21 protein-coding genes and 1 rRNA gene are annotated in these 24,596 nt (G+C 38.5%); 13 read left to right on the top strand and 9 right to left on the bottom strand.

Annotated features, from left to right (window positions below):
* Window positions 1-97 (top strand): 5S ribosomal RNA (gene rrf, locus PVA17_RS15490); the annotation flags it as partial.
* 150 nt (window positions 98-247) lie between these two features.
* On the opposite strand, the gene PVA17_RS15495 is transcribed toward rrf, so the two are convergent.
* On the bottom strand, window positions 248-919 hold the full coding sequence (locus PVA17_RS15495) for a LytTR family DNA-binding domain-containing protein (protein WP_132363655.1): 672 nt from the start codon (window positions 917-919) through the stop codon (window positions 248-250).
* A gap of 214 nt (window positions 920-1,133) precedes the next feature.
* Here PVA17_RS15495 and aceA point away from each other — a divergent pair, with 214 nt between their 5' ends.
* From aceA to PVA17_RS15525, 6 genes are all read left to right on the top strand, one after another.
* Window positions 1,134-2,417, top strand: a complete 1,284-nt coding sequence (aceA, locus tag PVA17_RS15500; RefSeq protein WP_132363653.1) for an isocitrate lyase — start codon at window positions 1,134-1,136, stop codon at window positions 2,415-2,417.
* A gap of 108 nt (window positions 2,418-2,525) precedes the next feature.
* Window positions 2,526-4,124, top strand: a complete 1,599-nt coding sequence (gene aceB / locus PVA17_RS15505) for a malate synthase A (RefSeq protein WP_274068188.1) — start codon at window positions 2,526-2,528, stop codon at window positions 4,122-4,124.
* A gap of 429 nt (window positions 4,125-4,553) precedes the next feature.
* Window positions 4,554-4,949: a GntR family transcriptional regulator gene (locus PVA17_RS15510; RefSeq protein WP_132363649.1), complete on the top strand. Its 396-nt coding sequence runs from the start codon at window positions 4,554-4,556 to the stop codon at window positions 4,947-4,949.
* Between the two features lie 3 nt (window positions 4,950-4,952).
* On the top strand, window positions 4,953-6,050 hold the full coding sequence (locus PVA17_RS15515) for a DUF1648 domain-containing protein (RefSeq protein ID WP_274068189.1): 1,098 nt from the start codon (window positions 4,953-4,955) through the stop codon (window positions 6,048-6,050).
* Between the two features lie 129 nt (window positions 6,051-6,179).
* On the top strand, window positions 6,180-6,851 hold the full coding sequence (locus tag PVA17_RS15520) for a response regulator transcription factor (protein WP_274068190.1): 672 nt from the start codon (window positions 6,180-6,182) through the stop codon (window positions 6,849-6,851).
* Entirely contained in the window at window positions 6,851-8,221 is a 1,371-nt protein-coding gene (locus tag PVA17_RS15525) for a sensor histidine kinase (RefSeq protein ID WP_274068210.1), read from the top strand. Before PVA17_RS15520 ends, PVA17_RS15525 begins: the two co-directional genes overlap by 1 nt.
* A gap of 347 nt (window positions 8,222-8,568) precedes the next feature.
* Here the strand turns inward: PVA17_RS15525 and PVA17_RS15530 are convergent, their stop codons facing one another.
* Entirely contained in the window at window positions 8,569-10,428 is a 1,860-nt protein-coding gene (locus PVA17_RS15530) for a tetratricopeptide repeat protein (RefSeq protein ID WP_274068211.1), read from the bottom strand.
* Window positions 10,429-10,855: 427 nt separating this feature from the next.
* Here PVA17_RS15530 and PVA17_RS15535 point away from each other — a divergent pair, with 427 nt between their 5' ends.
* From PVA17_RS15535 to PVA17_RS15555, 5 genes are all read left to right on the top strand, one after another.
* On the top strand, window positions 10,856-11,575 hold the full coding sequence (locus PVA17_RS15535; RefSeq protein WP_274068191.1) for a glycosyltransferase family 2 protein: 720 nt from the start codon (window positions 10,856-10,858) through the stop codon (window positions 11,573-11,575).
* Window positions 11,576-11,648: 73 nt separating this feature from the next.
* Entirely contained in the window at window positions 11,649-11,909 is a 261-nt protein-coding gene (locus PVA17_RS15540; protein WP_004233098.1) for a metal-sensitive transcriptional regulator, read from the top strand.
* Between the two features lie 248 nt (window positions 11,910-12,157).
* Window positions 12,158-13,315, top strand: coding sequence for a transglutaminase domain-containing protein (locus PVA17_RS15545; protein ID WP_274068192.1), 1,158 nt, complete (start codon window positions 12,158-12,160; stop codon window positions 13,313-13,315).
* Between the two features lie 105 nt (window positions 13,316-13,420).
* Window positions 13,421-14,722, top strand: coding sequence for a transglutaminase domain-containing protein (locus tag PVA17_RS15550; protein ID WP_274068193.1), 1,302 nt, complete (start codon window positions 13,421-13,423; stop codon window positions 14,720-14,722).
* Between the two features lie 129 nt (window positions 14,723-14,851).
* Window positions 14,852-15,043, top strand: a complete 192-nt coding sequence (locus PVA17_RS15555) for a hypothetical protein (protein WP_274068194.1) — start codon at window positions 14,852-14,854, stop codon at window positions 15,041-15,043.
* A gap of 71 nt (window positions 15,044-15,114) precedes the next feature.
* Here PVA17_RS15555 and PVA17_RS15560 read toward each other — a convergent pair whose 3' ends face one another.
* From PVA17_RS15560 to PVA17_RS15590, 7 genes are all read right to left on the bottom strand, one after another.
* Window positions 15,115-16,062: an N-acetylglucosamine kinase gene (locus PVA17_RS15560; protein WP_274068195.1), complete on the bottom strand. Its 948-nt coding sequence runs from the start codon at window positions 16,060-16,062 to the stop codon at window positions 15,115-15,117.
* Window positions 16,059-17,573: an argininosuccinate lyase gene (gene argH, locus PVA17_RS15565; protein ID WP_248717636.1), complete on the bottom strand. Its 1,515-nt coding sequence runs from the start codon at window positions 17,571-17,573 to the stop codon at window positions 16,059-16,061. The genes PVA17_RS15560 and argH overlap by 4 nt, the downstream gene beginning before the upstream one ends.
* Before the next feature lie 27 nt (window positions 17,574-17,600).
* Window positions 17,601-19,322, bottom strand: a complete 1,722-nt coding sequence (locus PVA17_RS15570) for an ABC transporter permease (RefSeq protein WP_274068196.1) — start codon at window positions 19,320-19,322, stop codon at window positions 17,601-17,603.
* A 12-nt stretch (window positions 19,323-19,334) separates the two neighbouring features.
* Window positions 19,335-20,405, bottom strand: coding sequence for an ABC transporter ATP-binding protein (locus PVA17_RS15575; RefSeq protein ID WP_274068197.1), 1,071 nt, complete (start codon window positions 20,403-20,405; stop codon window positions 19,335-19,337).
* A gap of 124 nt (window positions 20,406-20,529) precedes the next feature.
* Window positions 20,530-21,621: an extracellular solute-binding protein gene (locus PVA17_RS15580; RefSeq protein WP_132363631.1), complete on the bottom strand. Its 1,092-nt coding sequence runs from the start codon at window positions 21,619-21,621 to the stop codon at window positions 20,530-20,532.
* Window positions 21,622-21,869: 248 nt separating this feature from the next.
* Window positions 21,870-22,787 (bottom strand): EamA family transporter, encoded by a 918-nt coding sequence (locus PVA17_RS15585; RefSeq protein ID WP_274068198.1) that lies wholly within the window; start codon window positions 22,785-22,787, stop codon window positions 21,870-21,872.
* Window positions 22,788-22,802: 15 nt separating this feature from the next.
* On the bottom strand, window positions 22,803-23,366 hold the full coding sequence (locus PVA17_RS15590; RefSeq protein ID WP_274068199.1) for a GNAT family N-acetyltransferase: 564 nt from the start codon (window positions 23,364-23,366) through the stop codon (window positions 22,803-22,805).
* Window positions 23,367-23,641: 275 nt separating this feature from the next.
* On the opposite strand from PVA17_RS15590, the gene PVA17_RS15595 reads away from it, so the two are divergent.
* Window positions 23,642-24,589 (top strand): carbohydrate kinase family protein, encoded by a 948-nt coding sequence (locus tag PVA17_RS15595; RefSeq protein WP_132363625.1) that lies wholly within the window; start codon window positions 23,642-23,644, stop codon window positions 24,587-24,589.
* The last annotated feature ends 7 nt before the right edge of the window (window positions 24,590-24,596 follow it).

The raw sequence follows: 24,596 nt of genomic DNA on the forward strand, positions 1-24,596 counted from the left end.
AGGTCACACCCGTTCCCATACCGAACACGGAAGTTAAGCTCTTTAGCGCCGATGGTAGTTGGGGGCTTCCCCCTGTGAGAGTAGGACGTCGCTAGGCAAGCTAAAGTCTGAGATTTTTTTCTCAGGCTTTTTTATTTTTTTAGGCTGTCTTATACAATAAATGTATAGGACAGCCTTTTTTCTTCAATCAGCAATGTTCTCTGTGCGAAAGCGAAGCGACAGCAACAACAATTACGCAAGGCAAAATCTAAAATTCAAGGGCGTTTCGAAGAGTATTTAAATAAGATTGGCTAACGGGTAGTTCACTGCCATCCTTTAGAGTGACAACAAAATTAGAAGTAAGATCACGAGCTATTTTTTTTATGAAATGAATATTAACAATATAAGACCTGTGAATGCGAATAAAAGATGACGGTAGACGCATTTGAAGTTCTTTAAGAGTAATACTTGTTTTAAATTGTTCCCCCTCTACATAAAACCACGTTTTTTTCTGCAGGCTTTCAATATGAGAGATTTTTTCTATTGCAACAGGATTCCATTCCTCTTCTTGCTTTCCAGTTAAAAATTGAAAGGGCTCCAATTTCTTTTCGGTAAAGGTTGAAGGTAAAACTACAACAAGTGCAGCAGGCACATCTAATATGTTTATAGGATAACCTATTCCATAATAGGGTGTTTCGAATAAGGAATTATCTAAAACGGCATCTGTTCGTTTCCTTGTGCGTAGTACTTGCTCGGCAATGCTACCAGACTGTACTTGTTGACCTATTTCCAAGTTAATGTTTTGATGTCCAGAATGAAAATAGATATAGGAGTTTTCAGCAGCAATTGCAATGGATGAATTGGCTGGTACCCAGTCTTTTAACATTGAAATAAACTGTTGCGATATATCTTTTGACAAAGAATTAAACTCATTTTTCATTGTGAATATCCCCCTTGTTTGTAAACAGTTTACCAAATTTCGTCGCCCAAAAAAGCGGTTTTATCATTAAAATTTGGTATTTTATCTAAAAATAATGAAAATTCAGATGCACTGTTATATATTAATTTATAACAAATAAACCTGTTATGGAACAGCTGATTAAAAGTTTTTTAACAGAGTATATTGTATACAAAGGGGAAGGTGGAATTTCAATATGTCAACACGTCAAGAAAAAATCCAAGCATTAGAAAAACAATGGGCAGAGAACCCTCGTTGGGCTGGTATTGAACGCACATATTCTGCTGAAGAGGTTATTAAGCTACAGGGCTCTGTAGTACTTGAACAAACTTTAGCAACTAAAGGTGCGGCTCGACTTTGGAAGTCTTTACAAGAAGAACCGTTCATTAATGCATTAGGTGCATTGACTGGTAATCAAGCTGTACAGCAAGTAAAAGCAGGATTAAAAGCAATCTACTTATCGGGCTGGCAAGTCGCTGCTGATGCTAACCTTTCTGGTCAAATGTACCCTGATCAATCCTTATATCCAGCAAACTCTGTTCCAGCAGTAGTGAAGCGTATTAACCAAGCTTTACAACGTGCAGACCAAATTGATCATGCTGAAGGACGTGTAGATCAATTTGATTGGTTCGCTCCAATCGTAGCAGATGCTGAAGCTGGCTTCGGTGGTCCTCTAAACGTATTTGAGCTTGTAAAAGGAATGATTGAAGCTGGAGCCGCTGGTGTTCACTTAGAAGACCAATTAGCTTCTGAGAAAAAGTGCGGTCACTTAGGTGGTAAAGTGTTACTTCCAACACAAAATGCTGTTCGTAATTTAATCGCTGCTCGTCTTGCAACAGACGTAATGGGTGTTGATACGATTTTAATCGCTCGTACAGATGCTGATGCTGCTGATATGGTAACATCTGATATCGATCCGCGTGATGCTGAGTTTATTACGGGTGAACGTACTCCAGAAGGCTTCTTCCGTACAAAACCAGGCATCAAACAAGCGATTGCTCGTGGTTTAGCTTACGCGCCATATGCAGACTTGATTTGGTGTGAAACGTCTAAACCATCTCTTGAAGAAGCTCGTGAATTTGCGGCAGCTATTCATGCTGAATTCCCAGGTAAATTACTAGCATACAACTGCTCACCTTCTTTCAACTGGAAAGCAAATTTATCAGAAGAAGAAATCGCAGAATATCAACGCGAGCTAGGTAAATTGGGTTACAAATTCCAATTCGTAACATTAGCTGGTTTCCACGCATTAAACCACTCTATGTTTGAGCTTGCACATGATTATAAGGATAATGGTATGGCTGCATACTCTAAGCTACAACAAGCTGAGTTTGCATCAGAATCAAAAGGCTATACAGCTACACGTCACCAACGTGAAGTAGGTACTGGTTACTTTGATGATGTATCTCAAGTTATCTCTGGCGGTACTTCTTCTACGACGGCAATGGCGGGTTCTACAGAGACAGAACAATTCGTTTAAGTCACAAAGTACGCGTATTCCTAAATTCATAATCATAGATTAGTCTCCTCCGCTCCTCCTAAAGCGGGGGATGACTACTTAAATTCGCAAAGGTGGGGGAAATAACTGATGGAACAAGCAACAACAGGTAAGCTTAAAATTGTTGGGGAACAAAACGAGCAGACAAAAGAAATTTTAACACCAGAAGCCATTGAGTTTGTTCTTGCCCTGCACGAAAAATTTGATGCTCGTCGAAAAGAGCTGTTAGAGGCTCGTCAAGAACGTCAAAAGCGTCTTGATGCAGGTGAGAAACTCGACTTCTTACCAGAAACAAAGAAGATCCGTGAGGGAGATTGGACAATTGCACCACTTCCAGCAGATTTGCAAGACCGTCGTGTAGAAATTACAGGTCCTGTTGACCGTAAGATGGTTATTAATGCATTAAACTCTGGTGCAAGAATGTTTATGGCTTGCTTCGAGGATGCATCTGCACCGACATGGGAAAATATGATTGGCGGTCAAATTAATATGCGTGATGCTATTAATAAGACAATTGAATTTACACAAGCATCTAATGGTAAAACGTATAAATTAAACGAAAACACAGCTGTGTTATTAGTTCGTCCACGTGGTCTTCATTTACTTGAAAAGCATGTACTAGTGGATGGTGAACCGATCTCTGGTAGCTTCTTTGATTTCGGTCTGTATTTATTCCACAATGCTAAAAATGCATTGGCACAAGGTACAGGACCTTATTTCTACCTACCAAAGCTTGAAAGCCATTTGGAGGCTCGCTTATGGAATGATGTCTTTGTGTTTGCACAAGATTATATCGGAATTCCACAAGGGACAATTAAGGCTACTGTATTAATTGAAACAATTTTAGCAGCATTTGAAATGGATGAAATTTTATATGAATTACGCGAACATTCAGCTGGTCTGAATTGTGGGCGTTGGGATTACATTTTCAGTTATATCAAACGTCTGCGCAATCAGCCTGATGTAATTTTACCAGACCGTGGGCAAGTGACAATGACTGTACCATTCATGAAGGCCTATACGTCATTATGTATTCAAACATGTCATAAACGTAATGCTCCTGCGATGGGCGGTATGGCAGCGCAAATCCCTGTTAAAGGAGATGACGACGCGAATGCTGTAGCGTTTGCAAAGGTTGCAGAAGATAAACGTCGTGAGGCAACAGATGGCCATGATGGAACTTGGGTAGCGCATCCGGGTATGGTTGCAACAGCAATGGAACAGTTTGATGCGATTATGACGACACCAAACCAAATCCATAAAAAGCGCGAGGATGTAAATGTTACAGCGGAAGATTTAGTAGCTGTGCCAGAAGGTACAATTACACTTGAAGGTCTTCGTATTAACTGTAGTGTAGGGGTTCAGTACATTGCTTCTTGGCTACGAGGCAACGGAGCTGCACCGATTAACAACTTAATGGAGGATGCTGCAACTGCAGAAATTTCTCGTACACAAGTATGGCAATGGATTCGTCATCCAAAAGGTGTTTTAGATGATGGCCGTGGTATTACATTAGCCTTTGTACTAGATATCTTGGAGGAAGAGCTTGTAAAAATTAAAGAGGGTGTTGGGGAACAAGCCTATAACAGCGGACGCTATGAAGAAGCTGCTGAGCTGTTTAAATCTTTAATTGAACAAGACGAATTTGTGGAATTCTTGACGCTTCCAGGTTACGAAAAATTAGCTTAACTTGCTTTTAGCATAATTGATTTGAGATACGAATCTACGAAACGAACATATCCAAACTTTCCTAAATTGTTGTGGACTAAACTCGAATGGAGTCCACCTTATTCCACTAGTGTAACGGACGGGGTCTGTTCCCTCGTTCCTTACTAAAAAATGAACACGGTTACAAAAGAAGGGGTCTATTATAAAAAGAGATTTAAATGGGGTGAAGGATGTCTTACGAGCTTAGATGGGGAGCTTGTAAGGCATTTTTTTTGATGAAATTAATGATGCATTAGCAATCGTTGAAAGGGGATGTCCTGAATTAATCATGGGATATCTCCTTTTTTTGATTGTTCATATTGACTATAAAATCCAACTGGTCTCACTTTTTATGCACAAAAAATGATTATTTGTTATATTAGTTATATAACAACTTTGGAGATGATATGAATGTTTATTCAAATAGAGCCACAATCTGATGTACCAATCTATGAACAGGTAACACGGCAAATTATTGAAGGTATTGTAAGAGGAGAAATGAAGCCAGGAGATACCCTACCATCTGTACGTAGTTTAGCGGCTGATCTGGGCGTTAATATGCACACAGTTAATAAAAGCTATCATGAGCTGGAGGAAAAGGGGATCATAACTATAAGAGCCAAATCAGGTGCTATTATTCGTTCAACAGAAGAGCGAGCATTAACTGCTGAACAATTTCAACAAATTGAAAAAAGCCTAAAGCCTGTTGTAGTAGAAGGGATGGTGCTCGGCGCAACAGCTGAACAAATCGAGCACATGATAAAAAAGGTATTTTCTGATTTGCAAATACCTGCAGAAGGGGTGTAGCACATGCTACTTTTCGTTTTCTTAACCGTCTACCTCTTTACATTAGCTCTACAAGTATTTGTTCCATATATAGTACGAGAGACAATCATTTTTGGCGTTACTGTACCTGAACAAAACGTAAAGCATCCCGCTTTATGTAATATGAAAAAGCATTATGCTCAAATCGTTGGAATTTCTGGTGTCCTATTATTAATGATAATGATTTTTAGCTATTATTACTTTGCACAATTTGAGGCTATGCAAAGTATGTTACTGCTTGGCTGCTTATTTGCAATGCTTGCAGTCAGTATGACATTATATTGGATAAACCATCAAAAAATTTTAAAACTTAAAAAGGAAGGGCAATGGGGCTTAACTATAAAACAAGTTCGTGCTGTTGACTTAACGGCACGTAGTCGTGATGAAATGCTTCCGTGGCCATTTTATGTAATCCCTTTTGGCGTTACAGCGCTTCTAATTATCTTTACATTCCGCCATTATGATCAAATACCAGATCACATTGCTGTACACTGGGGACCTAGCGGTGAAGCGGATTCTTGGAGAAGCAAAACATATTTTACTGCTATTTCACTGCCACTTGTTATGTTGATGATACAATGTATGATGTGGGGAATTGTAGATTCTATAAAGCATTCAGCAATCAAGTTGGCTGTTAACCGTAAGGAAGAATCATTGGAAGAGCAGTTAAAAAGCCGAAAGTATATGAGTTGGAGCATTATGTTATTAAGCTATGCCTTTACAATATTATTTACAGTATTACAGCTAAGCAACATCTACCCTTCAATGGCTACAGCAAAAAGTCTACTACCGGTATTTATTTTGTTCTTATTGCTTGTTCTTGGCTTAGTCCTCGTTTATGCCTGGAAGAAACGCAAGCTGAGGGTGAGCTATGGAGACAATGTCGTTTCAGAAGTAATGGATGTTGATGAGGATCGCTATTGGAAGGGTGGATTAATTTATGTGAATCGTCAAGATCCTTCCGTTTTTGTAGAGAAACGCTTTGGGGTCGGTTGGACGATGAATTTTGCAAATCCACGTGGCTATATCGTAATTGGTTTGCCATTACTTATATTGCTGTTTATTTCTTTCTTTTCGTTATAATATGAAAAATGAAGTTATCAATTATGCCTCGGCATAATTTTGTGACATCCGCCGGAGACTTTAACTTTTTTCGGCGGATTTTTTGTTAAAATAGTGTACCAGAAACAAGTTGGATGGAGGTTGACCTGAATGAAAATTCTTGTTGTAGATGATGATGTACATATTTTACAGCTAGTAAATATTTATCTGACAAGAGAGGGCTATCAGGTGATACAGGCGGAAAACGGACACCAGGCTCTTAAACTACTTGAAGGAAACTTGCCTGATTTGGCAGTTGTAGATGTTATGATGCCAGGAATGGATGGTTTTACATTAACCGAGACATTGAGCCAGGAGTACGATATCCCCGTATTGTTATTAACAGCAAAAGGCGAGCTTGAGGACAAAGAACGAGGGTTTTTGGCAGGCTCAGACGACTATGTTGTAAAGCCTTTTGAACCTAAAGAATTGCTGTTTCGCATAGCCGCGATATTGCGTAGATTCGATAAGAAAAATCAGGTAACCATCCAGGTGGGTAGACTCGTTATTGATCGTCGAAGCTTTGAGGTTGTCATTGGGGAAGATACACTTGTTCTACCTTTAAAGGAATTTGAACTATTGGCATTACTAGCATCTCGCCCAAATCAGGTGTTTACACGTAGCTTTATTATGGAGCAGGTGTGGGGCTATGATTACGATGGAGATGAACAGACTTTAAATACACATGTGAAGCGGATTCGTGAACGTCTTCATCGTTATAAATCAGATGTTGAAATTACAACAGTGCGTGGTGTTGGCTATAAGCTTGAGGTTAGTACATGATAAAAACGTTATATAGTAGATTTGTTGTCACGACGATGCTCGTTATGGTTGGCAGCTTATGTATCGGCTTTTTAGCGACAAATACGTATTATCATCAAGTTGTGAAGGAAAAAAACGATGCTAAAAATGTGAAAATTGCGCAGGATATTGCAAAATACATTGCGTCTTCAAAGCCTAATGATTTAGATAATTATTTAACGACTCTTGGTGAAATAGGCTATCAAATTTATGTAACAACTGATGGCGAAGGGCATTTCTTCGGCGGTGAGTATCGTGATAAAACATTACCATCAAATACAGTCAAGCGTGTTTTAAACGGGGAAATTTATCATGGTATGCGCGATTTTCCAAAAGAGACTTTTGTGACAGGCTTTTTTGCGAATGAGTTAATTAATACGATAGGTGTACCGTTTAGTTATGAAAATAAGCAGTATGCACTGTTCATTAGACCTGATATTCGCTTGTTGTTCTCTGAAGTGCATACGATACTTGGTGGACTTATGCTTACGATGACAGTACTTAGTCTATTGGCAATGCTACTTTTTGCGAAGGCTCTAATTCGCCCTATTACAAAACTAACAGAGGCAACACATCAGCTTGCACATGAAAAATTCGATACGCTACTGGATATAGATCGAGCAGATGAGATTGGACAATTAGCGGTTAGCTTTAATGTTATGACAGAAAAATTACAGGAAAATGATCGAATACGTAAAGAGTTTATCAGTAATGTATCACATGATTTTCAGTCACCATTGTTGAATATTCAAGGCTATGTAGATTTACTAAAGAATCCCTTGCTGACCGACAAGGAGAGGCAGGAATATACAACGATTATTGAGCTAGAAACGAAGCGTATGTCGACATTAACGAAGCAATTACTATTACTAACATCACTCGATCAATCTACAAGGCTATTAAAGTGTGAGCCTTATCGTTTAGATGAGCAATTAAAGGAAACCGTAAGAAAATATCGCTGGCAGCTTGAAGACGCTAATGTACAATTATCGTATCAGCTTGAACCAGTAACATATGATGGCGATGCGGGATTATTACAAAATGTGTGGGATAATTTATTGACAAATGCCATTAAATACAATGTCGAAGGTGGAGAAATTCATATTCACATACAACAATCTTCAACCTCAGTTGAAGTACTTATTGAGGATAGCGGCATAGGAATGACTGCCGAGCAGCTACAAAAGGTATTTGATCGCTTTTATCGAGTAGATGCGTCCAGAACAAAGCAAGGTACTGGGCTTGGACTAGCCATCGTGAAGCAAATTGCTGAGCTACATGGAGGAACGGTTCATATGGACAGTGTTATAAATTCCGGTACGAAGGTGCGTGTCCACTTACCTAAACTGTAATGAGGAGTTCCTGTAAAGTTAATGTTCACATGATAAACTGCTGAAACAGCTTAGGGTATCGTTTGGAACAAAAATGGAGTATACGCCTTATTCGTCTTGCTGCGATTTTTGCCTTAACGCTAGGCATGTGGTTCTACAATTTGAATCCAGAGCAGAACATTTACAATGATTTTCTTTATCTTGATTCAACGTTGTAACATTTATGGTAGATTAAAAAATAGGAAAGAAGAACTAAATAATATACCGCGTCATCATCTTTAATAAGAGTGACACGGTATTTTTTATGAAGAACAGCTTTGTTTGGCTCGTTATACGGAAATTAACCCTACGTTCAGCTAACGAGTCCTTTATTTAATATTTTCAAGGGACTTCTTAAGCCATTTTGTTGCCTCCGTATAATCCTGTGCAACACCGTGTCCTTTTTTGTAAAGCATACCAAGCTGGAATTGTGCTTTTTGATGCCCTTGATTGGCAGCGAGTCGATACAGCTGGGCGGCCTTCGCAAAATCCTTTGGTACCCCTTGCCCATGACTGTGCATTTGAGCCAATTGATATTGTGCTTTGGCATGTCCCTTAGCGGCAGCTTGTTCAATCCATTTCGCAGCCTCCGTATAATCCTGTTCGACACCTTTACCCTTATCAAATAAATTACCGAGCTGATATTGAGCACCGGCATGTCCTTGGGTTGCAGCGAGTCGATAGCAGCGTCGTGCCTCCTCTAGGTCCTGCTCGACCCCTAATCCGTGCTCATATAATAACCCTAATTGATATTCAGACTGAATATGGGATTGATCAGTAGCGGCCCTCCACCATTTTACTGCTTCATCATAATTCAATTCAGCTTCATATAATAATCCGAGCTCGTACTGAGCATCAGCATAACCCTTTTCAGCAGCCGCTTTGAAGTAAGGGAGAGCTTCCTCTGGTTGCTGAAGGTGGTATATATAAATACGTCCAAGCTCAAAGCCCGCACTTATATGTCCGTTGCTAGCGGCTAGCTGTAACCACTTTTTAGCTAAAGTTATATCGTTTTCTTTAACATAGAGCACACCGAGACAGTATTGGGCATTCAAGTGTCCTTTATGTGCTGCAAGCTTAAACCATTTTATAGCCTCTAGGCGATCATAAGGAATACCTTGTCCAGTGTTATATAGCATAGCTAATTGAAATTCTGCATTTGTATGGTCTTGAAGTGCAGCTAAATGGAACCATTGCGCAGCTTCTTCAAAATTTTGCGAGATGCCACGACCTTTAAGGTACATATAGCCAAGATTATATTGAGCACTAGCATCACCTGCTAATGCAGCCATTTCAAAATAGGTTATAGCTTCCTCATAGCTTTGCTCGACACCAGTCCCATTGTGATAAAGGAATCCAAGATTATTTTGAGCGCTTGTATTTCCTGAATTGGCTGCTAGCATGTACCATTTTGCTGCCTCGGAAAAGTTTAGTGGCATACCGAGTCCTTGATTGTATAGGACTCCTAGATTGTACTGCGCATCTGCATTATCTAAATCTGCAGCCGCTTTATAATAGTGAGCGGCTTCTTCATAATTTTGCATAACACCATGTCCTAAATGATAGAACACGCCTAAGCTATAAAGTGCGTTTGCATCATTTTGCGCAGCGGCCCGTTCATACCACATTTTTGCTACTGCATAATCTTTCTTTACACCACGGCCTTGATTATAAAGAGCGCCTAAATTATATTGAGCACTAGCATTCCCTTGTTTTGCGGCAAGCTCAAACCAGTCTGCAGCTGTTTTATAGGCCTCGGTTGATTGGTCATCTTGAAGTAGCGTATTTATATCAAAAGCTGAGGTTATATCTTCAAAGCGGGAGCTTTGCCGCATCAACTTTTCCTTGAAGGTACGGTCATAGCGTTCGATAAACCATTCGACAATATCACTTATATAATCAAGAACAATTTTTGCCGCCTTTGCCTCCACCACTTCACTTCTATTACTAGAAGTCATTTTGCTTACAAGATTCATTAATAAATAAATGCGGCGTGGATGAATTTTTGCAACAAAGCTACGATTATTGAGTAATGATCGTCTATTTTTTAGCTTTGGTTCAGTATGCATTTCCAGCTTATAAAGTTCATATAAAACTTCCTCCAGTACTAGGAGTGATTTTTGAAGAGATAGAGCTGGCTTTGTAATGGCAAGCGAGCTAGCATCCTGTAAATTATTAGCCAATTTCACCAGGCACAAAGCTTTTAACTTCTTACATTGATCTTGGACGATTTCATATTGTACAACGATAGCAATCACCTATTTCATAAAATTCTTCTTTGTATGCTCTTCACTAAAAATTTGGATATTTAATTTGTTATTAGTTGATTTCTGTTCCGACTGGGTGAACTTTTGAGGATTAGCGATAGAGGAACGAAGGCTACATCACTCCTAGATAACGCCCTTGGACCAATATCGTGCAGTTGCTGTTGCTAACGGAGCAGAAATCACAATACACTACGAATGATAGCCTTTTTTTCATATATCGGGAAAATACCGTTATTGTTGAATTGTCCTCGATACATGATACTATTTGTTATAAGGAGATTTGTTGAAATTCAGTAACGATTATTAGAGAGTGCATATGCCAAAGTTTCATATTATCCGGGGGATAAAAATGATGAAAAATATTGCAGCAATTATACCAGCCTATAATCCACAACAGTCACTTATAACCTATGTCCACCAATTATTAGCCACCGCTATTAGTCAAGTTATTGTTGTCAATGATGGTAGCGACCCAAAATATGCAAATGTATTTGAAGAATTACAAAAGATTGACCGCTGTCGAGTACTAAAGCATGACAACAATATTGGTAAGGGAGGCGCACTAAAAACAGCCTTTGCCTATGTAATGGAGCAAAGGGAGATGTTTCAAGGTGTTATAACAGTAGGTGCTCATAACCAACATACTTTACAGGATGTGAAGCTAGTTTTAACAATGACAAAGGTATTTTCTGAAGGAATTGTGTTAGGCGTACGTAATTTCCATTCCTCGGACAGTACGTTTTTATCATATTGGGCTAATCGAACAACAAGTTTGTTTTTTGAAATCCTTTATCATAGAAAACTGATGGATACACAAACTGGTTTACGCTTTATTTCTAAAAAAGAGCTTCCGTGGCTGATAAAAGTAAAAGGTGAACGGTATGACTACGACACAAATATGTTGGTTGCGGCCATTAAAAGAAAGTGTCCAATTTTTGAAGTAGAGATAGGTCAGCTACGAATAAAGAAAAATACAGTGATCCAGTATGATGAAATAACAAATGCAAGGTCAATTATTGTTAAAATGCTTATGAATTATTTAAATCCAAGAGAAAATAACAATAGGTGAAGTAATATGCTAGGATAAAGAATAAAAATTACTCAAGAACGTAGCAAGTATAGAAAGAAGGAGAGCTATAATGATGGAATATTCAGATCAAGTGAAAAATCGAGTGAAACGGATGGAAGGTCAGCTACGTGGAATTTTAAAAATGATGGAAGAAGAAAAGGACTGTAAGGCTGTCATTACTCAATTGTCGGCAGTACGCTCAGCAGTAGATCGTACAGTTGGTGTTATTGTCAGTACGAATCTTTTAGAATGTGTACAAAATGCTGAAGGTGATGGCGAGAAAATGAATGAAGCCATTCAAGAAGCAGTTAATTTAGTGGTGAAAAGCCGTTAAATAAAGGGAAGCCTATCTTATAAAAAAGATCATCATAAAACTCACTTTAAAACAGGTGAGTTTTTATTTTTTTTTACAAAAATATAGTTTAATTGATACTTATATTTTATTTCAAGGTATTTGTGCCTATTGATTATGTGTTATACATATAGTTAAAAGTCATGGATAGTGAACTTGTCTGATAGATTTGTAGTTCCTTTCTCTGTTATTCTAATTACAAGAATATAACAAATAGAAGGTGATTTATTGTGAAAAAATGGTTGATAAGCGGAGCAGCATTACTGATGTTAAGTCCAACAGCAGCCTATGCTCAACATGCAGACGCTCGCTCAGTAAATACTTCCGCTGCGTTTGCTTATAATGTAGTAGCTAATAATAAAGTAACAACTTGGGATCAATTCACAACAGAAATCGTAAAGCAATTAAATAATTTCGCTCCTGAAATTAAAATTACATATAGTGGATCAATGACTGATTTCAAAAAGAATTTTATGAAGTCCTTTGAAAAAGCACAGGAACAAGCAGTCTATGCGAGTGGTCATATGGAGAGTACGGCTATTTCAGCAGACTCAATGGGTAATGTGACATTTAAAGTGAAATATTTGACAAACCAAACGCAAGAAGCGGCTGTACAAAAAAAGGTTGATCAACTATTAAAAACGATTATTAAGCCTTCAATGAAAACAGAATTCGAAAAAGTAAAAGCGATTAATGATTATATTGTGTCAAATACTACATATGGTACTAAAACAAAGGCTAGTCCTCATAGTGCTTATGCATTGTTAATGGAAGGACAAGCTGTATGTCAGGGCTACGCGTTAACAGCTTACAAAATGTTAGAACAAGCTGGATTCGATGTAAAATATGTTGTTGGTACTGTTAATAATAACGAGGCACATGCATGGAATTTAGTGAAGATTGATGGTAACTGGTATCATTTAGATACAACATGGAATGATCCATTACCAAATCGTTTCGGTGCTTCTTCGTATGATTATTTTTTAGTGACGGATGCACAGCTAAAGAAAGATCATAAATGGATAGCATCAAATTATCCTGCTGCAACAAGTACAAAATATAACTATATGCAAAATGTTCATTTTGCATATCAGGTTAATAATACGCTGTACTTTAGCAATACGGCAGACAAAGATAAATTGTATACGCTCGATTTAGCAAGTGGTAACAAAACAAAGGTCATTGATAAACGTGCTTTGTATATTACAGGAGCGGATAACTTTTTATATTTCAGTGATTACAGTAACAGTGGCTATTTAACAAAATTAAATCTTAAAACATTAAAAACTGAGGTGCTCGTGAAGCAAGTAGTTTCTGATTTAAGAATTAATGATAATTATTTAGTTTATAATGTTAATGGCAAAGAACAGAAGCTTAAAATAAAATAAACTTCAAATATTCTTTTCTATTTATAAAATGACAGCACAAAAGGACTTCCGAGTGAGTCCTTTGTGCTTTTTTTGTATATAATGAAAACAGGAAAACGGTTGGAGGTGAGGATTTTGTGGAAAAAATTAGCCATTATTGTAATTTTAATTATTTTTATTGACCCCATTTATACGGCTGGTAAAGCAGTTGTACAACAAGTAATAACGTGGGCAAATAATGATGAAATAGAAACGGTGCTTCTTTCAACAAAGGACAAAATCATAGATGTTACTGCTAAACTTTCAGAGAATACCTCCATTGAAACGGCCACACCTATAGAAGAAAAGCCAGAAGGAGGAGCCGTTACAGCTCCTGTAGCTAAAAAACCTGAAGCAAAGTTAGTTGTAACAAATGCAAAGGAAATGGCTGATGCGATGTATGCGTACTATAGTAGTTTTTCACCTACGTTTGAGATTCAATATAAAGGCGATACACAACGAATTGAACAGTTAGTGGAAGAAGCCTATGAAAATGCTATAAAACGAGATGATTATGTATATGGACATATAAGTAAGCATTCCATTCGTTTTGAATATGGAAGAAAAACAGCCAAAATCTTTGGAGAGCAAAGTTATTTAATGACACCAGAACAGGCATCATTTGTTGAAATGAATGTGCAAGAGATTGTAGCCTCAATCAATAAGAAATCATTAAGTGATGTAGAGAAGGTTAGGGCTGTCAATGATTATATCGTCGCTAACACCGCTTATACGGATCAAACGAATTCTAGTCCACATAGCGCATATACAGTGCTTGCAGAGCATGGTGGCGTTTGTCAGGGCTATGCGTTGTTGGCTCATTCGATGTTACAAAAGCTAGGTATAGAAACGAAATATATCATAGGCTATGTCGGACAGGAAGGACATGCTTGGAATTTAGTAAAGCTGGATGGTCGATGGTATCACCTTGATACAACATGGAATGACCCGGTGCCTGATCGTAAAGGGGCGGTTCGCTATCAATACTTTTTAGTGGATGATCGCACGATGGCAAAGGATCATACATGGATTGCTAAAGACTACCCGAAAGCAACGAGTACAATGTATAGCTACTTTCATAATGTAGATTTCGCTGCACAAGTAGGGCAACAAATATTTTATAGTAATGTTGCTGATGATAATAAGTTGTACGTGCTTGATTTACAAACTGGTAAATCGAAACGTGTCACTAAATCACGTGCACAGTACATCGTTTATGCAGATGGCTGGCTATATTTTAGTAATTATTCACAAGGAGCGTATTTAACAAAGATTCGCCCGGATGGAAGCGGCGAAAAAGTATTAAATAGGGAAGAAACGAAAGATTTATTTGTGCAGGACAACTATTTATATTTCACGACAAATGAACTGAAAAAAATGGCGCTTTAACTTGATCAATAAAAAGATATGAGTGTCATGCCAGCAGATACACGGTATGTGAAGTGGTTGATTGGAGTGGAGATTGGACGACTCCTTGGGGATTAGCGTCACAGATGATATGCTGGAGCGAGAATGCGAGTGAAGCGGCTCAGCGGACGCCCCGGGAAGCTTTGCTCTGTAGCAAAAGCGAAGTGGCAGCAACAAATGTTTTTTATTCTGTGCGAAAGCGAAGCGGCAGCAACAAATGTTTTTTTCTGTGCGAAAGCGAAGCGGCAGCAACAAAGCGTCCAGTCGGAACGGAAATTAACCCCTCGTTTTGCAGAGGAGTAGTACTTTGTTTAAATAGACAACTTGATTTCATTGAACATAATAGTTTTCAACAACATGAAGAGCCTATGACATTACAAACTGTCATAGGCTTTTTTTGTTCGCTCTATAAGATAATGGATAGGCTGGTGCTGACATAAAGAAATCTCAATTTCAGGATACATCGATTTCATTTCTTGTGAAAAAGTTTTAAAAATTAATGGATTATGCTTTATGGCACCACCATTACAATAAAGGCTGAATGCTTCGCCCTTATAATCAATTTTTTTCACCACAGCGCATGCAAGGAGTACTAATTCATGAGCAGCACGCATTGATATTTGAATAGCGCATGAATCCTTTTTGGTCACGGCCCCTGCCAAAAATGCACCCATTTTTGCAAGCTGCGCGTTTGTGTAGGATGGACGGAATAGCCATGAAGCTAGCTCTGTAACATCTTGGATCTGTAAATAATCATAGACAGCATTTTTTAATATGGTCGGCTCACCACGCCCGTCTTCCATGCGGAAAATGGCGCGTATAATTTCTTGTCCTAACCAATAGCCACTGCCTTCATCTCCTGCACGGTGCCCCCAACCACCTGCACGTACGATTTGTGTACCATCATATGCGTACGCAATAGCTCCGGTTCCAGCAATGAGTAATGCGCCTGCATGTCCAGCAGTAACACCAAGTAAAGTGGCTTGTGCATCATTTTCTATAATAAGCGTATCTATCTTTAGCTGTAATGTAGATAGTGCACTATGAACGATTGCTGATACGGCTTCATGATCTTTGGGAGAATCAATCCCAGCCATTGCAAAGGTAGCAACAGCAATAGTTGAGTCATCTTGCTGTTGTAAAAAACCTTGCACATTTGCTAATAATGCTTGCAATATTTCTGTAGCAGCTATAGCACCGATCGCTTGATAATTCGAGCCACTGCTTGATGTTGTATATTTTATTTCACCTGACTCGGCATGTACGAGCGCACATGCCGTTTTTGTAGCACCACCGTCAATAATAAGTAGCCATTCCATCATTGATTCCATTCCTCGAAAATTAATGTTAATTGTTTTTCTGCCTCAACAATTTTAGACTCTTTCAAACTGACCCACTCTTTAAGGTTATGAGTATTGGCCTTGGAGCGTTCAAGAGATTCTTTCATCGTTGCGGGCGCTGGACCACCAAGTAATGTACGTACACCAACGAAAGTTTCTGGTTTTAATGTGCTATAAAAATCTTCCTCAGAAATTTTTAATGGCTTACCAGTAATTAATTTAGATTGTGTATTGGCAAGACCCCATGTAAGACTTGCTAGAGATTCCTCCCCATGAGAGAGCAATACTTTAATACATTTACTAACAATACTATGTGCTTGGCGGAAGGAAATCCCTTCAGAGCGCACAAACGTATCTGCGAGCTCTGTCACATTGGCAAAGCTATTTTCTGCTCGATTTCTTAGTTTTTTCTTGTTTACATCCATCGTGACAACAAGTGAACCAAATAGTTTGTATATACCTATTAAACGGTCGATCGCGCGCCATAAATAAGGTTGCATATCATCCTCTGTGTCTACGATATCTCCAAAAGGTGTATTATGTACCATTTGTAATACTGTACTAGCATCACCAACAACCGCTGATAGCAATGAACGTGTATGCTCTATCGAAACAGGATTGCGCTTTTGTGGCATGATAGAGCTAACTTGCACGTACGGGCTTGCTAGCGTAAACGCATTGAATTCCTGTGTAGCCCAAAGTAAGAAATCTTGGGATGTGCGGCCAAGATTAAGTGCCGCAAGTTGTACGATACTCGCTGCCTCCGCAATATAATCTGCTCCAGCAACAGCATCCCACGCATTTTCGATAATATCATCGAATGCCAATAACTCACGCATGCGCTCTCGACTAATATTAAAGCCTGTTGTCGTCAATGCTGCGGCCCCCATACTACTGCGATTCACCGTTTTATAGACATGCTGTAAACGTTCAAAATCTCGTTCAAGTTGATCGATGACAGCTTTCAAATAATGCGCAAAGGTTGTTGGCTGTGCTTGCTGCGTATGTGTATAGCCAATCATAATCGTATCAACATGCTCCTCAGCCGCTGCGATTAAATCATCTCGTAATGTCAGTAATTCTTGCATAAGCAATAACAATTTTTTTCTTAAAGTCATGCGATAGATGGCAATGCCCATATCATTACGACTTCTACCAATGTGAAGATTCCCTGCAACATCACCAGCAAGCTCTATTAATTTATTTTCGATGCGGAAAAACAAATCCTCATATCGCGGGCTGTAATCCTCAATACGATAATAGTTCAAGTCTAGTTTTTTTAAAGCAGTACCAATTTCTTTAGCTTCTTCTTGTTTAACTAAACCCTGTTCTTCTAACATTTTTAAGTGTGCAATATTGATTTGCAACATAATTGTTAAAAAGTTTTTCTTGGCTTCATCGTAAGCCGGTTGCAAGACAATTTTACGATAAATATTGGAAGGGAAGATCATCCCATCTTCTCGCTGGGTCTTGTTGCGGAAATCTTCAAACATAGTTATTGCCTCCTAGTAGATTAGCAGTTATATGGCCGAACCAGCACTGCCTTTAGATAACTTCTCGGAAATAATCAATACAATTAAAATTAAACAAATTTGTAAGACACCGTATGCACAAGCAGTACCAAATTTAAAAGAATACAATTTTTGAAATATCGCCACTGATAATGGGATCGTTGACGTACTGTAAAGAAGAATAGACGCTACGAATTCGCCGAAGCTTTGAACAAGTGCTAGTAATGTACCCGCCAAAATGCCCGTAAATGTAAGTGGTAGTACAATACGTCTAAATGAATACCACCAGGTTGCACCTAAGCTTCGTGAAGCTTCTTCGATAGATTGATCTAATTGCACAAGTGATGCAGATGTCGATCGGAAAACAAGGGGTAAATGTCTAATAAAATAAGCTAACGGCAAAATCCAAAATGTCCCGATAAGAACTTGATTAAAGGAGAATATATTTTCCGTACTAAAGGCTGCGATCAGATTGACAGCTACAACGGTACCCGGCAATGCCCAAGGAACCATGATTAAAATATCGAGTAATGTTTTACCTTTAAAATTTAAGCGCACCATAGCGTAGGCTGCAGCAACACCGAAAATGATATTGCCGAGCGTGGCAACAATCCCCATTCGAACAGAATTCCAAATCGGCCGCCACGTCCGTTCATCTGTAAAAAGAGCAAAATAATGATCTAATGTATAATCTGTTGGGAGAATTTGCGTTTTCCATGCACCATCAACGGAAAATGAAATTAATATAAGCACTAAAATCGGCAAAATTAAAATTAATGTACCTATGAAAGACGCAATAGTCGCCATAACTTTCATGCCTCTTGAAGACACTTCGGATCGATGAACACTAATACCTTTGCTAAGATTTTGGTAATTTCGGCGGTTTTGATACCAGCGCATAATAATTAAAAAGGTAATGGACACAAAGGATAAAATCATAGATTGTGTCGCTGCCATATTTAAATTCCCATTCGTACGTGATAAATAGATTTGCATGGTCATCGTGCGTTCAACACCGAACATTAAAGGTGCAGTGTAGGATGCCATAGAAATCATAAATACGAGTAGGGATGAGGCAACAATCGAGGGTGTTAACATGGGTAGAATAATCTTTGTCCATATTCGAACACGCCCGGCACCTAAGCTAGTTGCGGCTTCTTCTAAAGCTGGATCAAGACCTTTTATAGCTGCTGAGGCGGTTAAGTAGAAGTAAGTGTACATAGTGAATGTATGTACGACGATAACTCCCCATATGCCTTTTAATGAAAATGGAACTTGCTCTAAACCGAATAGGTGCTGAAACGCACGTGGGAAAATCCCACTCTCTCCATACAAAAATGTAAAGGACAGCACACCTACTAGCGGCGGAAGAGCCATGGGTACCAATACTAAAACAGAGAGTATCCGTCTGCCTGGGAAATCATAGCGTTCCAGTAAAAATGCCATAGTTACACCGACGATTGCACAGCAAATAACACTGATAACGGATATATAAATACTAGTCCATAATGCTTCTATATTTGCTGGGCTAGCTATATTAAAAAAATTTTTATAATTAGATAGTGCATCATCACCAGAAAAGCTTTCTGTAAAAGTTTGATAGAACGGGTATACTACATAGGCAAACAACACTAAAAATAAAGGTGCAACTAAAATATAGACAAACCAATTTGAGCTAGTTAGTCGTGTCCATGCATTTCCTTCAGAAGGATTGAGGTGTGTTTTTTCCATGTTGTTACCCTCCTATTCTCCTAAAAAATACAGTGAATCTTGGGTTATATTTAAGGTGATGTCTTCACCAATTTTTTTAAGTTGACCGTTCATATTGATAATCATTACTTTTAGTGAAAAATCTAGACATTCTACAATGTAGTTCACACTTATTCCTGTAAATTCAACAAAAGTGATTTTACCTGTTAATGTGTTTTCACCAGTACCTTGATTAATGGATTCAGGGCGAATAGAAATAAATACTTTGTCTCCAATCATATGCGTTAAAGTGGGGGAGCTCTGTTGCTTTCGCCCAGTCAAAACAAGTCCACTTGTCGTTTTTACTTGTATATCGTCACCATTAACAGCATCAATTGTCGCCTCAATTAAGTTTGTCTCACCAATAAAATCTGCGACGAAGCGGTTAGAAGGTCGATTATAAATTTCTTGCGGAGTACCGATTTGTCTGACGTTCCCATTTTCCATGACCATGATCCGATCTGACATGGACATAGCCTCCATTTGATCATGCGTAACATAGATGGTTGTAACACCAAGCTCGGATTGAATACGTTTTATTTCTACGCGCGTTTCTTCGCGTAATTTAGCATCTAAATTCGACAATGGCTCGTCTAACAATAAAATATCGGGCTCTATTACAAGTGCTCTTGCCAATGCAACCCGTTGCTGCTGACCACCAGATAATTCATTAATTTTCCGATTCCCATATTGCGATAAATGAACAAGCCCTCTAATACGGTCGACCTTTTGTTTGATTTCCGACTTCGAAAATTTTCGTACTTGTAATCCAAAGGCGATATTTTCATCTACCGTCATATGTGGAAAGAGGGCATAATTTTGAAACACCATACCGATATTCCGTTTATTAGGTTGAAGCCTTGTCACATCAAAATCATCAAAAAGAATTTTCCCTTCTGTTGGGTAATAAAAGCCGGCTATCATTCTTAGTGTAGTTGTTTTCCCACAACCACTTGGGCCGAGAAAGGTGAAAAATTCACCAGCTTTAATATGAAGATCTAAATTTTTTACGCCATGAATGTGACCGAATTTCTTAGAGACATTTTTTATTTTGACACTTTTCAACTGAAATGCTCCTTTCTTGTTAAAAAATTAGTTACATGAAGCCTCGAGCAAACATATACTCGAGGCTTAAAAATATACGCAATATTCGTAGGTGTTTTTGAGGTCAAAAATCTTTAATAATCGGTCACTTTTTTCCGCGTCCTTTAATATTGTTATCCCAATACTCCATCCATTCTGCTTCTTTATCAGACATGAGTGTCCAGTCTATATCAAAAGTTTTTAAGTCTAATTCTTTATACCACTCAGGCATTGAAGCTTTATCGATATCTGAGCGAGTAGGAATTTGATAGTAATCGTTTGCTAGTTGAGTCACCATTCCTTTTTCAAATAAGAACTCTACGAAGAGCTTTGCATTTTCTAAGTTTTTAGCATTGTTAACAACAGCAACACCATCAACTAAAATCGGTGCACCACTTTTCGGATAAATATAATCAAACGGATAATCAGTCGTATATTTCTTTAATAAAATATCTTGCAAATTCCATAAAGAAACACTGCCTTCTTGTCTTGTCATCTTTAAATAAAGTGCATTCGGATCTTGTGTATATTCCTTCGTGTTGGCATCTAATTTTAATAACCAATCATAGCCTTTCTCAGGTGTATCTGCACCTTGGCGTAAAATCATAGATGAATAAATAGTACGCATCGTCCCAGATGCTAACACACCACGAATTAAAATTTTATCTTTCCACTTTGGATCTAATAATTCATCCCAATCTTGTGGACCTGTTTCTTTCTTTAACACATCGCTATTAATCATAATAACTTCTGGCAGTAACATTTCACCAAACCAACGACCATCCGCATCTTTATAGGCTGCATCAATGGAGTCGTTAAAACTAGGCTTCCAAGCTTGAAGTAAACCTTCATTGGCACCGACAGTTAGTGCAGATTGCGTACCGCCCCACCAAAAATCAGCCTGAGGATTTGCTTTTTCACCACGTAGGCGTTCTAAAATTTGCTGTGCGCCCATCGTTAAAAATTCCACTTCAATGTCCGGGTACTTTTCATTAAACTGATCGATTACTTTTTGCACCATTTCTTCATCGCGCCCTGTATAAATAACAAGCTTTCCAGATGGCTTAGCTGCTACATCGGTCTTTTCAGAACTGGACGTTTTGTCGCTATCTTTTGTAGTAGCCTTGTCACTACTACAAGCAGCTAAGACAAGAAGCATCAGCACAAGTAAAAAACCGAAAATACGTGTTTTCTGCATAATCTTCCCCCTCCCTAATAGTGAAAAACTTACATACTATCAGTATAATCCATAGACCGTGCATTAATGTTAGAATAATTAAAAAATTATAATTATATTATCGTAGCTAAGATTTCAAGTATAAGAGTTTTGGGGATAGAATATCGAAAATGTAAGTGAACAATTGATTTTGAAAGGGGTTCATACTTAAATTAAGGGAGATGTATCAAAAAATGATCCATCTCCCTTTCTAATTTAGATTAAAGTATTTACTTACTGACAGGCTCTAAAGATTTTCCCTTTTGTCGTCGCTGCGAAAGTATTGTCGGTAGCATCATACCTAAAATAACTAAAATAATACCCGCTATTTGTAAAGAAGTTAATGGCTCATGGAGAACAATAACAGAAACGGTTACAGCAACAGGCAACTCCATAGCACTTAAAATAGAGGCGAGAGCTCCGCCCACTTTCGGAACAGCTATAGAGAATAAATAAATTGGCAAAATAATCCCAAATAGTCCCAGTGCTAGTCCGAATTTCCATAATCCCCCGCCGAATAATTTGCCGTTCCAAAGAACTTCAGGGTTTAGGAAAATACCAATAATGATAAGAGCGACAAAGGAAACAATCAACACGCGTGAGGTCGTTGTAATACCTTCCACGTGACGAGAGTTAAATTGAATAAAGCAAGCAAAAGTAAAGGCAGCAGCAAAACCTAGTAGCCAGCCTTGAATAGGAATATCGCTTAAATCTACATTTAGTACGCCAGCAGCTAAAATCGTTCCAGCAAATAATACAATGATGGAAATCACTTCAGTCCGACTTGGTAAGCGTTTATGAAGGGCACAATCTATTAATAAGCCAATCCATGTGAATTGGAAGAGCATTACTACTGCAAGAGAGGCTGGTAGATACTTTAATGATTCGCCGTATATAATTCCTGTAGTTCCGGTAAATATCCCGGCGCACACCAAAATAAGCAGTCCCTTTTTAGAGAGCTTCGGTAATTGTCTTTGTGTCACTATAAAAATTGTTGCAACCAGCATAAAGCCAATAATATATTGACTCGATACTGCCTCTCCTGTTGTAAAGCCATGCTGCATAGCTACTTTGACAATTGTCGATAGTACACCGTAGCTACTAGAAGCAATGACAATTAAAAGAGGATAAAATAAATTTTTCTTCATGTTTTTTTTCACTTCCTAAAATTGCTTCACCATATGATGAAATGGTTCATCGATTATGGACCATGGCTCTGTAATGACAAAGCCCATACGTTCATAAAGGCGACGTGCGCCCTCTTTTTCCGTTTCAACATTTAATGATAATTTTGTATAGCCTCGTTTTTCTGTTTCCTCTATGGCAAATTGCAGTAATAATGTTCCTATTCCTTTACCACGAGCTTCTGGTGCTACACAAATAGTATCAATATAATATTCATCTTCATGAGCCTCTTTATCGATGATGATGGATGGCGCATTTTTTTCTTCAAGCCATTTTACGAGATTTGCATCCATATGAATGGCTTCGACACCATTATAAAAAACAAGAATTCCTAATACTTGTTCATTCAGGGCAGCAACAAAAGTATTTAAATAGGAATGTCGATTGTCCTCACGCTTGAATAGTACAGTAAGTTCTTGTTCAACGGCTTTCGCTGTTTGTTCACCTGTTAAACGGTTGGCAATATCACCAATCGCATCAATAATTAATGGTACAACGGCATGGGCATCCTGTGGTTGCGCTTGTCGAATTGTAATACTCATTGTCAAAATCCCTACCTTTCTATAGGCAAGTATAACAAAGATAGAGGATGACTCAAGTTTTTGAGTAAATGGGGATATTTTGATGGCATCATTAACTTCTTTGGGCGGGTGCCAAACACCCGCCCAAAGAAGTTAAAGTCTCCGCGGGTGTCTTGGAATCAGAAGGGAGTGCTTTTTGCCAAGGCATAATTGATTATTTTTCCGAAAGTTTAAAACTTTATATGACATCAATTTTCATGTTAATCTATAATGACTAGAGTTTCGGGGGGACAACAATGACAAAGGAAGATAAGGATTATATTTTAGTTTATGGAGATGCTTTTATTGACTATATCGCTGATGATGTAACAAATACATCTTTTACTAAATATATGGGTGGTGCAACAGTAAATGTTGCTGCGGGAATTAGCCGTATCGGTGCTCCATCTGCGTTAATTACGATCACAGGAGATGACGAAGGATCTCAGTTTGTTCGAGATGGCCTTGCACAAGAAGGGGTCAGCCTGGATTATGCGGTATTTAACCCTGCGAAGCGTGTTAGCGGTGTCTATGTACACTTAACGGAAGCATGTGAGCGGATTTTTAAGGATTATGTCGATGAGACGCCAGATTTACAAGTAGAAGCAACACAATTAAATGAAGCAGCTTTTAAACATGCATCCGCTTTAACTGTGTGCTCAGGTACAATGTTCCATCCTACAGCCCTTGATACTACACGTGCTGCTGTAGAGATGGCAAAGGAAAAAGGGGCAATTATCGCAATGGACGCGAATATTCGCCCTCTACGCTGGAGCAGTGAGCAGGTTTGCCGTGAAACGATCACGTCATTTTTTGAGCACGTAGATATTTTAAAGGTTACTGATGAAGAATTATTTTTCCTAACAGAAACAACTAGCTTGGAAGAGGGCATTGAGCAATTAAACAGTTATTTAGTGCCCATTATTTTAGTAACAGTAGGGGAAAATGGCACATTTGCGGTATTAAATGGTGAGGTTATCCATGTACCGACAGAAAAGGTTGTGCCAGTAGATACTACAGGTGCTGGAGATGCATTTATGGCTGGTGTATTACGCGATGTTCATTACAATGGTTTACCTACAACAGAAGAGGAACTTGTTCGTTGTGTAAGCTTTGGCAATAAGCTGGGTGCTTTAGCAGCCACTAAAGCAGGGGCATTAACAGCTCTTCCATTTTATGATGATATTAAACATTTACTTAAATAGTCGTTTG

The organism is Lysinibacillus sp. CNPSo 3705, from assembly GCF_028674935.1.
Classification (GTDB): domain Bacteria; phylum Bacillota; class Bacilli; order Bacillales_A; family Planococcaceae; genus Lysinibacillus.

Bases quoted from the DNA above. Each gene is read 5' to 3' on its own strand.
- PVA17_RS15495 (WP_132363655.1), bottom strand. From the start codon at position 919: ATGAAAAATGAGTTTAATTCTTTGTCAAAAGATATATCGCAACAGTTT.
- aceA (WP_132363653.1), top strand. From the start codon at position 1,134: ATGTCAACACGTCAAGAAAAAATCCAAGCATTAGAAAAACAATGGGCA.
- aceB (WP_274068188.1), top strand. From the start codon at position 2,526: ATGGAACAAGCAACAACAGGTAAGCTTAAAATTGTTGGGGAACAAAAC.
- PVA17_RS15510 (WP_132363649.1), top strand. From the start codon at position 4,554: ATGTTTATTCAAATAGAGCCACAATCTGATGTACCAATCTATGAACAG.
- PVA17_RS15515 (WP_274068189.1), top strand. From the start codon at position 4,953: ATGCTACTTTTCGTTTTCTTAACCGTCTACCTCTTTACATTAGCTCTA.
- PVA17_RS15520 (WP_274068190.1), top strand. From the start codon at position 6,180: ATGAAAATTCTTGTTGTAGATGATGATGTACATATTTTACAGCTAGTA.
- PVA17_RS15535 (WP_274068191.1), top strand. From the start codon at position 10,856: ATGATGAAAAATATTGCAGCAATTATACCAGCCTATAATCCACAACAG.
- PVA17_RS15540 (WP_004233098.1), top strand. From the start codon at position 11,649: ATGGAATATTCAGATCAAGTGAAAAATCGAGTGAAACGGATGGAAGGT.
- PVA17_RS15560 (WP_274068195.1), bottom strand. From the start codon at position 16,062: ATGATGGAATGGCTACTTATTATTGACGGTGGTGCTACAAAAACGGCA.
- argH (WP_248717636.1), bottom strand. From the start codon at position 17,573: ATGTTTGAAGATTTCCGCAACAAGACCCAGCGAGAAGATGGGATGATC.
- PVA17_RS15570 (WP_274068196.1), bottom strand. From the start codon at position 19,322: ATGGAAAAAACACACCTCAATCCTTCTGAAGGAAATGCATGGACACGA.
- PVA17_RS15580 (WP_132363631.1), bottom strand. From the start codon at position 21,621: ATGCAGAAAACACGTATTTTCGGTTTTTTACTTGTGCTGATGCTTCTT.
- PVA17_RS15585 (WP_274068198.1), bottom strand. From the start codon at position 22,787: ATGAAGAAAAATTTATTTTATCCTCTTTTAATTGTCATTGCTTCTAGT.
- PVA17_RS15590 (WP_274068199.1), bottom strand. From the start codon at position 23,366: ATGAGTATTACAATTCGACAAGCGCAACCACAGGATGCCCATGCCGTT.
- PVA17_RS15595 (WP_132363625.1), top strand. From the start codon at position 23,642: ATGACAAAGGAAGATAAGGATTATATTTTAGTTTATGGAGATGCTTTT.